This window comes from Virgibacillus indicus, from assembly GCF_002266285.1.
In the GTDB taxonomy this organism is placed as follows: Bacteria; Bacillota; Bacilli; order Bacillales; family Amphibacillaceae; genus Virgibacillus_K; species Virgibacillus_K indicus.
This window is the reverse complement of the sequence record NZ_NPMS01000001.1, coordinates 832,023-844,618: the sequence shown is the minus strand read 5'-3', so window position 1 is coordinate 844,618 and position 12,596 is coordinate 832,023. Positions and strand designations below refer to the sequence as shown.

Below are 12,596 nucleotides of genomic sequence, written 5' to 3'. Positions count from 1 at the left end.
AATGGCAATAAGTATGACTGGCTTTGGCAGATCTCAGGAGAATTTAGGTAATACTGTAATAACAGTTGAAATAAGAAGTGTAAACCACCGCTATTTGGACTTCTCCGTCAAAATCCCCAGGACATTTCTATTCCTCGAAGATAAAATCAAGAGAATCATAAATTCTTATTTTGAACGTGGCAGGGTAGAAGTTTATATTGGAATAGAAGGGGAGGGCTTTGTTCAAAAGAAGCTGATTACGGATTGGGAGTTAATGGATCAGTTTATTCAGCAAATAAGTGAAGTCAAAGACCGTTATAGTCTTGCTGGTGACATCCCGGTTACATTACTGACTTCTTTTCCAGAAATGATTACTGTACAGGAAATAGAAGATCAACCGGATAATTTAAAGGATCTTGTTTTAAAAAATACGGAACAAGCTTGTGAACAGGTTCTTGAAATGCGGAAGGAAGAAGGGGGTTTCCTGCAGTGTGATCTTGAAAAACGAATGCAGAAGATCAAGAATACCGTTTCACTTCTGAGTGAAAGGCGCGAATATGCAGTAGAAGCATATCGTGAGAGAATTAAAAAAAGAGTCGAAGCTCAAATTGCAGATCTGGATCTGGTGGATGATGCCCGTTTGCATCAGGAAATCGTACTCTTGGCAGAAAAGGGAGATATCACTGAAGAAATAACTCGACTGTTAAGCCATTTGGAACATTTTTCAGAAACTATTAACAACGGCGGTGTTATCGGCCGGAAACTCGACTTTATTGCTCAGGAAATGCATCGGGAAACAAATACAATTGGTTCAAAATCAACGGATCCTGAAATAAGTGAAAGCACGGTTTTACTGAAGGGTGAGATTGAAAAAATTAAGGAACAAGTGCAAAATATTGAATAAACATTTGAGTTTTTTGCAGGTTTGTATTTATAATAAATATATTATATATAGAAGTGTAGGTTTTAAGTATGTATAGGGGGCGTCATTTTGGGTTTACAATTAATTAATATAGGATTTGGAAATGTTGTTTCTGCTAATCGGGTGATTTCCATTGTGTCACCGGAATCAGCTCCAATCAAAAGAATTATTACTGTAGCAAGGGATAACAATAAATTAGTAGATGCAACATACGGCAGACGGACAAGAGCTGTTATTATCACGGACAGTGACCATGTTGTGTTATCTGCAGTTCAGCCGGAAACGGTCGGTCAGCGGGTGCTGAGTCATGATGAGATCTCGGATGAGTAGGAATTCTGCTTGATCTGAAATAGGAGGAAATATATTGATTGAAGAGAAGGGTATATTATTTATTCTTTCAGGTCCGTCTGGTGTAGGGAAAGGAACTGTAAGAAAAGAACTTTTTAACAGAAAGCCGGATTTAAAGTATTCCATTTCGATGACTACCAGGAATAGGCGTACCGGAGAGACAGACGGCATTGATTATTTTTATAAATCAAAAGAGGAATTTGAAGAACTGGTCGAACAGGGTCAGCTCCTGGAATATGCAAAGTATGTAAATAATTATTATGGTACACCAAGGGCATATGTTGAAGAGACGCTTGCTGCAGGTCATGATGTTTTCCTGGAAATAGAAGTACAGGGAGCGTTGCAGGTGAAAGAAAATTTTCCGGAAGGTGTATTTATTTTTCTTTTTCCGCCAAGCCTGGTAGAGTTAAAGAATCGCATTGTTAACAGAGGTACGGAGACAACCGAATTAGTTTTAAATCGCTTAAAAGAGGCCAGAAAAGAGATCGAAATGATGGATGCTTATGACTACGTCGTGGTAAATGATCAAGTCGAGCTTGCAGTGTCAAAAGTGCAGTCCATTATTCAGAGTGAGCATTTAAAACGGGAACGGATAGAAAAGCAATACAAAAAATTATTGGAGGATGAGATGGAATGATGTTAGAACCCTCAATTGATGAACTTCAGGAAAAAATCAGCTCAAAATATACTCTTGTAACATTATCAGCAAGACGAGCAAGAGAATTGAGCGAAACAAAAAAAGTATTAGTGGAAAATCCGAAGTCAGAAAAGTACGTAGGTATGGCTTTGGAGGAAATACAACAGGAAAAATTATTTGTTGCAGAAGATTAATAACGAGCAAAAGCGTAAGCGCCCGTTTAGTGACGTACGGACTGGACTGAGCCGTAGGAGATAAAGGAAACACGGCGACCGTAAGGAGCCGATGTTGACTTATCGTACGAAGGTGAGGGAAGTCTCGCTAGTCGCTGGGCGCTGGAGCTGGACGTGGCTGTTTATGTCCAAGAATTTACTACTGACAATTCTTTATACTTTCTTACCTCATGAAAAAGTCCCTCGCTTTGTTTGCGAGGGACTTTTTATATATATACAGCCTTTCCGGGAAGATGTTATGCCTGAAATATGATATAAATAAACTAGAGCATGAATGACTTTAAGTGGACGTTCGAAAGTCAGGCTAAATTGTATCATTTTTTTAAAAAAGAGCTATTTTCTAAAAAATGTTTATAAAAGTAATATTTCCTTTTGAAAAATTAGAAACTGAGAGGAGTCAAATAAATGGTAGCAGGTAAAAACATTTTATTGGGAGTATCAGGCGGCATTGCAGTATATAAGGCATGTGCCTTGACAAGTAAATTAACACAGCAGGGTGCCAACGTAAAAGTAATAATGACAGAGAGTGCTGCTAAATTTGTTCCTCCGCTGACATTCCAGGCATTATCCAGAAATCCTGTTTACACCGATACATTTGATGAAAAAGATCCAGCAAAGATTGCTCATATTGACTTGGCAGATTGGGCAGATATTGTTCTCATTGCTCCGGCAACTGCCAATATAATTGGTAAAGTTTCAAATGGCATTGCTGATGATATGCTTTCTACAACTATGCTCGCAACCCAAGCAGATGTATATATAGCCCCGGCAATGAATGTTCATATGTATGCCCATCCTGCTGTTATGAAAAATATGAAGCAGCTGGAAGAATGGGGATACCATTTTATCGAACCAGGTGATGGCTACCTTGCCTGCGGATATGTTGGAAAAGGAAGGCTGGAAGAACCTGAAAGTATCATTAAGGCTGTTAAGAATCATCAGTATGATAATAAACTGTTCTCAGGAAAGAAAGTTCTGATCTCTGCAGGGCCAACTCGTGAACAAATCGATCCGGTCCGATTTTTCACCAATAGATCATCAGGAAAAATGGGAATTGCTTTAGCGGAAGCAGCAGCAAAATTTGGGGCGGAGGTAACGCTTGTTGCAGGTCCAACGGAATTGGAAGTTTCCAATAAGCGGATAAACCGGATCAATGTGACTACTGCTGAAGAAATGTATGATGAAATGCACAAGTTCTTTCCTTCAAGTAATATTGTGATTAAAGCAGCAGCAGTTGCAGATTATCGCCCGAAACAGGTCTATGATCAAAAAATGAAAAAGCAGGACGGCGATTGGAATGTGGAAATGGTACGAACAAAGGATATTCTGCAATCACTAGGAGAGAAAAAAACAAATCAGTTTTTGGCAGGCTTTGCAGCGGAAACCACAAACCCTATTGAGTATGGCATGAAAAAACTGGAAAATAAGAATCTGGATGCGATTGTCATTAATAATGTATCAACAGAAGGTGCAGGTTTTGGTGAAGACACAAACATAGTGACATATGTTAATAAAAATCAGCAGTTGGATGAAGTTGCTTTGGCAGGAAAAAGAGATGTTGCTGAGAAAATAATGAAATTTATTGATCGTGATATGAAGGATGATAAATAGTGAATATAGCAAAGGTTATTGTCGATGTCCCGGCTAGCTCTATTAACCAGACATTTGACTATTTGGTTCCGGAAAAATTCCAGGATATTCTGCAAACAGGAATGAGGGTCATTGTTCCATTCGGACCGAGAAAAATTATGGGGTTTGTTGTAGGAAAGTCATCAGAATCTTCTTTTGATAAATTAAAGGAGATTGTTGACGTATTGGATCTGATTCCCGCGCTTACACCCGAGTTGCTTGATTTGGGGAAATGGCTGGCAAATGAGACGCTGAGTTTGTATATTACAGCATTACAAGCTATGTTGCCACAGGTTATGAAAGCACAATATAACAAGGAAATTGTTCGAATGACAGATTCAGAGCTTTCTTCTGAGTTTGAAAATCTATTTGCCGGACGGGATATTATTGCCTATGAAGAGGTTGAAGGGTCAGCTATTAGTTATTATCAGCTGCAAAAAGCCGTGCAGGATGGCGATATTTCCATCGATTATCTCGTGAAATCAAAAATTACAAAAAAACATGTAACCATGATTAAACCAGCTCGCTCACCTCATTTACTGGAAGAAGCCATATACGATTTATCCAAAAATGCAAAGAAACAGCTGCTGCTGCTTCAATATTTTCTGGAAAAACCGGAAGCTATAGCGAAACAGCAATTATTAAAAGCATTAAAGACTACTGACAGTACAGTTAAAGCATTGATCGACAAAGGTCTTTTGGAATCTTTCCAGATGGAGGTTTACCGGAATCCTTACGATGATGATGCTTTCGCCCGAACTGTTGCATTGGAGCTGACTGAGGAACAGACAACTGCAATTCTGCCTATTAAAGAGAATATTTCAAATGAAAAGCATGATGTGTTTCTATTGCATGGAGTAACTGGAAGCGGAAAGACTGAGGTATACCTGCAGTCAATTCAGGATGTTTTAGATAAAGGAAAAGAAGCAATTGTGCTTGTACCTGAAATTTCTCTTACACCACAGATGGTAAAGCGTTTCAAGGGAAGATTTGGATCGAATGTTGCGGTTATGCACAGTGCATTATCCGTAGGGGAAAAGTATGATGAATGGAGGCGCATCCAGCGAAAAGAAGTACAGGTGGTTGTTGGTGCAAGGTCGGCAATTTTTGCTCCGTTTGAAAATATTGGTATTATCATAATAGATGAAGAGCATGAAACTTCATATAAGCAAGAAGATCAGCCACGCTATCATGCACGTGATGTAGCAATTCATCGTGGTGAAACACATCAGTGTCCAGTTATTTTAGGAAGTGCTACACCGACACTGGAATCTTATGCCAGAGCTCAAAAGGGAGTATATAAACTGGCAACATTAAGCAAGCGGACAAATGAAAAGGCAATGCCTGAAGTAGAAATCATTGATATGAGAGATGAACTTCATGCAGGGAACCGCACGATGTTTTCCAGAAAATTGAAAACGAGAGTGGAGCAATGTATACAAAGAGGAGAACAGATTGTGCTGCTGCTGAACAGACGTGGCTATTCAACGTTTGTTATGTGCAGGGATTGCGGTCATGTGAAGGAATGTCCACATTGTGATATTGCCCTAACCTTTCATAAAAACAGCAGCCAGTTAAAATGCCATTACTGTTCCTACGAAGAGCCGATGCCGGTAGAGTGTCCGGAATGCACAAGTGACCTTATCCGCTATTTTGGTACAGGCACACAGAAGGTGGAAGAGGCATTAGCGAAATTAATTCCTGAGGCAAGGGTTATTCGAATGGATGTCGATACAACTCGTCGAAAAGGTGCTCATGAGAAACTGCTTACTCAATTTGCAAACAAAGAAGCTGATATTCTTCTAGGTACACAGATGATCGCAAAAGGCCTTGACTTTGAGAATGTTACACTCGTTGGTGTTTTAACTGCGGACTCCATGCTGCACCTGCCGGATTTTCGATCTTCTGAAAAGACATTCCAGCTGCTGACACAAGTGAGTGGACGTGCAGGCAGACATGAACTTTCAGGAGAAGTAATTGTTCAAACGTATACACCTGACCACTACAGTATAGAACTTGCCAGCAATTATAATTTCAATGATTTTTATTTAAAAGAAATGGCAATGCGAAAAACATTCCAGTATCCGCCATATGTCTTCTTGGCTTTACTTACAATTTCACATGAAAACAAAATAAAGGCAGTGCAGACAGCACAAAAAATTGTCCAGATGCTATTAAAAAATATACAAAGTGACTCAAAAGTATTAGGGCCAACACCTTCACCAATACCGCGTATAAAAGATAGATATCGCTATCAATGCATGATAAAATACAAAAACGAACCAGACTTACGAAGCTATATTAATAAAATCATGGACATTTTTAAAGATGAAATGCGGAAAGAAGATTTACAGATAACGGTAGACATGCAGCCATATCATCTGATGTAAAAACAAAAGCGGAAGCACCCCGTTTAGCGACGTACGGACTGGACTGAGCCGTAGGAGATATCAGGAAACATGCCCCTGAATAGGGGTATGCCGACGTTGGCTTTAGCCGTTTTTAGTCGGCCCTCATTTAACACCGGAGTCGATGTTGACTTAGTGAAGGATGTTCTACTAAGAACGCCACGTCCTGGGACTGCGCACGGTTCGTCCCACCGAAAACCTTTGTGGCAACGTAGAACTGACCTACATCCTGTAGGCCCGAGGTGAGGGAAGTCTCGCTAGTCGCTGGGTGCTGGAGCTGGACGTGGCTGTTTAAGTTAAAGAATTAATAGCACTACAAAATTTATATTTTCTAATCAAGTGTAAAAAAAAGGCAGGTATTAAAATGAAAAAAATTGTTTTTATGGGAACACCTGATTTTTCTGTTCCTGTTTTGCAGGCATTAATTCAATCGGAATATAAAGTATCACTTGTAGTTACACAGCCTGACAGGCCAAAAGGAAGAAAGCGGATTATCACACCTACACCGGTGAAAGAAGAAGCTGATAAACATAACATTCCTGTTTTCCAGCCGGAGAAATTAAAGGACAATTACGAAGAAATTCTGCAGCTTAAACCAGATTTAATTGTAACCGCAGCTTATGGTCAATTACTCCCGAATGAAGTGCTTGATACCCCTGAATATGGCTGTATAAACGTGCATGCATCATTGCTGCCTGAATTAAGGGGTGGTGCCCCAATTCATTATGCCATTATGCAGGGTAAAAAGGAAACAGGCATCACCATCATGTATATGGCGGAAAAACTGGATGCGGGAGATATTTTAACTCAAGTATCTGTACCAATTGAGACAGAAGACCATGTTGGTTCGATGCATGATAAATTATCAGAAGCAGGTGCAGAACTCCTGATGGAAACACTGCCATCCCTTTTTGCTAATGAAATAACACCAGAAAAACAGGATGAAACACAAGCGACTTTTGCAGCAAATATCAAAAGAGACCAGGAGAAAATAGATTGGACAAGGAGCAATACAGCTATCCATAATCACATTCGGGGACTCCATCCATGGCCGGTTGCATTTACCACATATGAAGGGAAAACCATGAAACTTTGGTGGGGAGAGCCTGACGAGATTGAATATGAAGGAAGACCCGGGGAAATTATAGAGAAAAGCTCTGATGATTTTACTGTGGTCTGCGGTAATAAAAAAGGAATTCGAATAACAGAAATTCAGCCAGCCGGAAAAAAGAGAATGAAAGTTGGAGATTATTTAAAAGGATCAAGTGATCGAATAAAAATAGGTGAAATTTTAGGTGAATAATATGAGCGATAAACAATTGAGAAATACAATTTTGGATCTGTTGCTGCGAATAGATAAAGACACCGGTTTCAGCCATCTGGTAATAGATAACGCAATAAAAAAGAATAAAATAAATCCAAAGGATGAGGGACTGCTGACAGAGGTCGTCTACGGAACAATGCAAAGAAAGCTGACACTCGACTATTATATCGACAGTTTCATTACACAAAAGAAAAAGCTGGACGACTGGGTAAGAATGCTTTTGAGAATGTCACTGTATCAAATGGTATTTCTGGATAAAGTCCCGGATCATGCAATCATTCACGAGGCTGTGGAAATAGCAAAAAAACGAGGGCATAAGGGAACATCTTCTTTCGTAAATGGGTTGCTTCGAAATGCCCAGCGGCAAGGTGTGCCTGATACTTCCAAAATTAATAGCGATACGAAGCGGCTTTCCGTGGAAACCAGCCACCCGGAATGGATCGTTGAACGCTGGGTAGCTGAATATGGCTATGAGACCACAAAGAAAATGTGTGAAGAAAATTTAAATCGAAAAGTAATGGCAGTCAGGGTTCAGCCATTAAAGATTAAACGCGATGATGCAATAGAGCTTTTAACAAGCCAAGGATTTGGTGTGAAGCCGTCCCTTTTTTCCGAACAGGGAATCTTAATTGAACAGGGGAATATTTTAAAATCGGATTTATTCAAAGATGGCTGTCTGACGATTCAGGATCAAAGCTCCATGCTCGTTGCAGAAATGCTTCGTGCAGAGCCTGAAATGGTTGTACTGGATGCATGCAGTGCCCCTGGAGGAAAGGCAACTCACATTGCCGAAAAAATGCATAATATGGGGAGTATTCATGCATATGATCTCCATAAAAAGAAAGTGAAATTAATTCAGGATAAAGCGGCAGGACTTACATTATCAATTATTAATGCCGATGCAATGGATGCAAGAAAGCTGCAATCCGTTCACAAAGAGGAAAGCTTTGATCGTATTCTTGTTGATGCACCATGCTCTGGACTTGGTGTCATCAGGGGGAAACCTGAAATTAAATATCACAAGCAGGAATCTGATGTGCATAGGCTCTCGAGTATACAGCTTGAAATACTGGAAAGTGTGGCACCATTATTAAAGATAAACGGTTTATTGATATACAGTACTTGTACTGTGGATATGGAAGAAAATGAAAATGTGGTTCAACGTTTTATAGAAGGAAACGAAAATTTTGATATTGACAGTGCTTTCTTTAAGGAACTTCCGGAAAGTCTGCAAGCTTCACAGGGGATTACAGAGATGGGATTGCAGCTATTCCCGCAGGACTATGGAACAGATGGTTTTTTTCTGACGAGATTGATTAGAAAAAAATGAAGAATTTTGTTCTTTTTCCAGTGAAAATGTGCAATACTTTAGGTAGATAAACAGTGAATGATCTGATGGATCTAAGCGTTTTTCAAGGGGGGATATAATGAAAAGTCATTTTTTAACCGATACCGGCAAAGTGAGAAGCCACAATGAAGATTCAGGAGGTATTTTTTATAATACCACAGGACAAATGCTGGCTGTTATTGCAGACGGTATGGGGGGACATCAGGCAGGTGATGTTGCCAGTGAGATGGCAACGACCTTGATAAAAAACGAATGGGAAGAATGCAGTGAAATGCGTTCCCCAGAGGAAAGTGCAGCCTGGCTTTCTAAAACAATTGCTTATTTAAATAAAGAAATCTATGCTCATGCTACACAAAATGAAGAATGTTTTGGTATGGGAACAACTATCGTAATTATGATTTGTATTGAAGATATTATAACAGTTGCACATATAGGTGACAGCCGCTGCTATATTCTGAATGAAAATGGATTTAATCAGATAACCGAAGACCATTCGCTTGTAAATGCACTAGTTCAGTCTGGTCAGATCACCAAAGATGATGCATTGAGCCATCCCAGAAAAAATATTGTACTAAAGGCACTGGGCACTGAAGAACAAATTGAACCTGATATCCAGACACTTGAATTGGAGCAGGATAATAAAATTTTATTATGTACGGATGGCCTTACTGATAAAGTCCAGGATGCTGAACTGCTGGAAATTATTCAAACATCAGAGGATATTGAAACTGCAGGGAAAAGTATGATTGAATCGGCAAATGATCGGGGTGGGGATGATAATATTACCTTAATTTTATTACATCATGACTGCGGGAAGAGAGAAGGTGAGTCACTATGTTAAACGGCCACCTGCTGAATGAGCGTTATAAAATAGAAAAAACAATTGGCGGAGGCGGTATGGCTAATGTGTATTTAGCTAGAGATATTATATTAGACCGGGATGTCGCCATCAAAGTACTGCGCCTGGAATATGCCAATGATGAAGAATTTATTGCCCGTTTTGACAGGGAAGCACATTCAGCTTCAAGCCTATCACATCCAAATATTGTGAATATTTATGATGTTGGCGAAGAAGACAATATATTATACATGGTAATGGAATATGTGGACGGCATGACACTTAAGGAATATATACAACGATACAGCCCGCTGGATGTTGAAGAAGCGCTTGACATAATGAGACAGATCACATCAGCCATCACTCATGCACATGACAATGATATAGTACATCGTGATATTAAACCACAGAATATTTTAATTGATACATATGGGCAAGTAAAAGTAACCGATTTTGGTATCGCAATAGCATTAAGTGCAACCTCATTAACGCAAACCAACTCAATTCTGGGTTCTGTTCATTATTTATCACCTGAACAGGCAAGAGGAGGAATGGCTACCAAAAAATCCGACATCTACTCTATTGGCATTGTTCTTTTCGAATTACTGACAGGCCGTCTGCCATTTTCTGGACAGTCACCTGTATCAATTGCACTAAAACATCTGCAAAATGATACACCGTCTGTGAGAAGGTATAATCAGGGTGTACCACAAAGTGTAGAAAATATTGTTTTGCAGGCGACCGCAAAGGATCCTTTTCACCGTTATGAGACAGTGTATGACTTGAATGATGCATTGGAATCAGCTTTGCTTCCAAGCAAGCAAAATGAAGAAGTTTTTTCCCCGCCAATGGAAGCAGGGGATGAAACAAAAGCAATTCCTGTTATTACCGATAACCAACTGCACCCAAATGAAAATCAGGATACAATTATCCATCAGACCAACTCAAATACAAAAACTTTTACAGGCCAAGAAGAAAAGGCTTCTAAAGCTTCGAAAAAGAAAAAAACGAAAAAACAAAAAAAACCAAAGAAAGCAAAAAAGGGCAAGAAAAAATGGATCACTTTGCTCATTATTTTATTTCTATTGCTGCTTTCTGGGGTTGCAGCAATGTTTATATTGCCAGATTTACTAAAGCCAAAGGATGTTGAGATCCCTGATGTAACGGAAATGGATTATGATGAAGCGAAGGAAGAATTGGAAAATCATAACCTGGTTGCAGAACGTGAATTTATGTATTCCGACGAAATAGAAGAAGGCAAAGTTGTACGGACAGATCCACGGGCTGGAAGTACACGAAAGGAAGAATCAACCGTAACTGTATTTGTGAGCCAAGGTAAAGAAAAAGAGGTTTTTGATGACTACGTAGGAAGGGACTACGAACAAGTAGAACGAATACTGGGCGAGTCTGGATACAGTGAAATAATTCCGATTGAAAAACATTCAGACAGGCCTTCAGGGGAAATCACCCGACAAATTCAGCCATCCCCTGATGCAGAGGTGGTACCAAGTGATACGAAGGTAATCTTTGAAATCAGTATTGGCCCTGAGCTGATTAGCTTGAATAACCTGAAAGGAATGTCTGAACAGGAAGCAAGGGATTATCTGGAAGGTAACAATTTAACAATGAATGTAATAGAGGATAATTCCGACTCAGTTCCAAAAGGGGAAGTAATCAGCCAGGAACCATCATCTGGTACAAACCTCGAGGAAGGTGATTCGGTTAATGTGTATATTTCTACAGGACCTGAAGCAAAGCCGCCGCGTACACATTCAGCTACTTTTATTGTTCCATACGAACCTGAAAACCAGGGAGATGAAGGAGACCAGGAAACTAATCCAGAACCGGTGGAACAAACAGTAAGAATCTATATTAAGGATATGGATAATCCTGATATTTCCGAAGTTTACCAGGAAGATATAATAACGGAAGATAAAAATTATAAGATCAATCTGACAATTGCTCCAGGTAAAGAGGCTGAATACAGAGTAATGCGGGATGATGATGTGATAATCGAAGAAACAGTTCCCTATGAAGAAGGTGATTAAATGGCAGAGGGAAGAATTATAAAAGCATTGAGCGGATTTTACTATGTTAAGTCAGGCGAAGATATTTATCAGTGCAGGGGCAGAGGGGTTTTTCGAAATAAAAAAATAACCCCTCTTGTGGGTGACTTTGTAAGATTTGATATTAATGAACCTAATGAAGGATATATTATGGAAATAATGGAAAGAGAAAATGAACTTATCCGCCCACCAATAGCAAACATCGATCAGGCCATTATTGTAAACTCTGCTACAAAACCTGATTTCAGTTCCGTTCTGCTTGATCGGTTTCTTGTTCTTATTGAAGCAAAGGATATAAAACCTGTTATTTTTATAACAAAAATGGATACGATTGAAGATTTGAATAACGAAGATATAGAGAGTTATAAAAAAAACTATGAACAAATTGGATATCAGGTTGAATTGCTGTCCGCAAAGGATCCCGACAGCATGCCAGTATTAGATAATTATTTTAAAGATAATGTAACTGTGTTTGCAGGCCAATCAGGCGTAGGCAAGTCCTCACTGCTGAATGCATTAAAACCATCCCTGCTCCTGAAAACCGGGGAAATCTCCGAAAGTCTTGGCAGAGGAAAACATACAACAAGGCATGTCGAACTAATGCAGGTTGGTGGAGGCCTAGTGGCTGATACACCAGGATTTAGTGCACTGGATTTTAGTGAGATAGATCCGGAACAGTTAAGCGATTGTTTTCCGGAAATGAGAAGTATTTCGGAATTTTGCAAGTTTCGGGGCTGTAAGCATTATAAAGAACCGAAATGTGCAGTAAAGCAAGCAGTGAGTGATGGAGAAATCACAGCCTACAGGTATGAGCATTATGTAAGTTTTTTGGAAGAAATACAATCAAGAAAGCCGAGGTATTAA

Annotated in this window: 11 protein-coding genes; all 11 read left to right on the top strand. The window is 39.5% G+C overall.

What is annotated here, in order from left to right:
* Window position 1: 1 nt before the first annotated feature.
* Window positions 2-883, top strand: coding sequence for a YicC/YloC family endoribonuclease (locus tag CIL03_RS04315; RefSeq protein WP_094883971.1), 882 nt, complete (start codon window positions 2-4; stop codon window positions 881-883).
* An 87-nt stretch (window positions 884-970) separates the two neighbouring features.
* Entirely contained in the window at window positions 971-1,231 is a 261-nt protein-coding gene (gene remA, locus CIL03_RS04310; RefSeq protein ID WP_047981323.1) for an extracellular matrix/biofilm regulator RemA, read from the top strand.
* Between the two features lie 34 nt (window positions 1,232-1,265).
* Window positions 1,266-1,886, top strand: coding sequence for a guanylate kinase (gene gmk, locus CIL03_RS04305; protein ID WP_094883970.1), 621 nt, complete (start codon window positions 1,266-1,268; stop codon window positions 1,884-1,886).
* Window positions 1,883-2,080, top strand: a complete 198-nt coding sequence (gene rpoZ, locus CIL03_RS04300; RefSeq protein ID WP_094883969.1) for a DNA-directed RNA polymerase subunit omega — start codon at window positions 1,883-1,885, stop codon at window positions 2,078-2,080. Before gmk ends, rpoZ begins: the two co-directional genes overlap by 4 nt.
* A gap of 444 nt (window positions 2,081-2,524) precedes the next feature.
* Window positions 2,525-3,730, top strand: a complete 1,206-nt coding sequence (gene coaBC, locus CIL03_RS04290) for a bifunctional phosphopantothenoylcysteine decarboxylase/phosphopantothenate--cysteine ligase CoaBC (RefSeq protein WP_094883967.1) — start codon at window positions 2,525-2,527, stop codon at window positions 3,728-3,730.
* A complete protein-coding gene (gene priA / locus CIL03_RS04285) occupies window positions 3,730-6,138 on the top strand; it encodes a primosomal protein N' (protein WP_094883966.1) in 2,409 nt (802 codons plus the stop codon). The genes coaBC and priA overlap by 1 nt, the downstream gene beginning before the upstream one ends.
* A gap of 382 nt (window positions 6,139-6,520) precedes the next feature.
* Window positions 6,521-7,459: a methionyl-tRNA formyltransferase gene (gene fmt, locus CIL03_RS04275; RefSeq protein WP_094883964.1), complete on the top strand. Its 939-nt coding sequence runs from the start codon at window positions 6,521-6,523 to the stop codon at window positions 7,457-7,459.
* A gap of 1 nt (window position 7,460) precedes the next feature.
* Window positions 7,461-8,810: a 16S rRNA (cytosine(967)-C(5))-methyltransferase RsmB gene (rsmB, locus tag CIL03_RS04270; RefSeq protein WP_094883963.1), complete on the top strand. Its 1,350-nt coding sequence runs from the start codon at window positions 7,461-7,463 to the stop codon at window positions 8,808-8,810.
* Between the two features lie 97 nt (window positions 8,811-8,907).
* The gene (locus tag CIL03_RS04265; protein ID WP_094883962.1) at window positions 8,908-9,669 is read left to right on the top strand and encodes a Stp1/IreP family PP2C-type Ser/Thr phosphatase; all 762 of its coding nucleotides are present in this window, start codon (window positions 8,908-8,910) and stop codon (window positions 9,667-9,669) included.
* The gene (gene pknB / locus CIL03_RS04260; protein WP_094883961.1) at window positions 9,663-11,714 is read left to right on the top strand and encodes a Stk1 family PASTA domain-containing Ser/Thr kinase; all 2,052 of its coding nucleotides are present in this window, start codon (window positions 9,663-9,665) and stop codon (window positions 11,712-11,714) included. Before CIL03_RS04265 ends, pknB begins: the two co-directional genes overlap by 7 nt.
* Window positions 11,715-12,596 (top strand): ribosome small subunit-dependent GTPase A, encoded by an 882-nt coding sequence (gene rsgA / locus CIL03_RS04255; RefSeq protein ID WP_094883960.1) that lies wholly within the window; start codon window positions 11,715-11,717, stop codon window positions 12,594-12,596. It begins immediately after the preceding gene.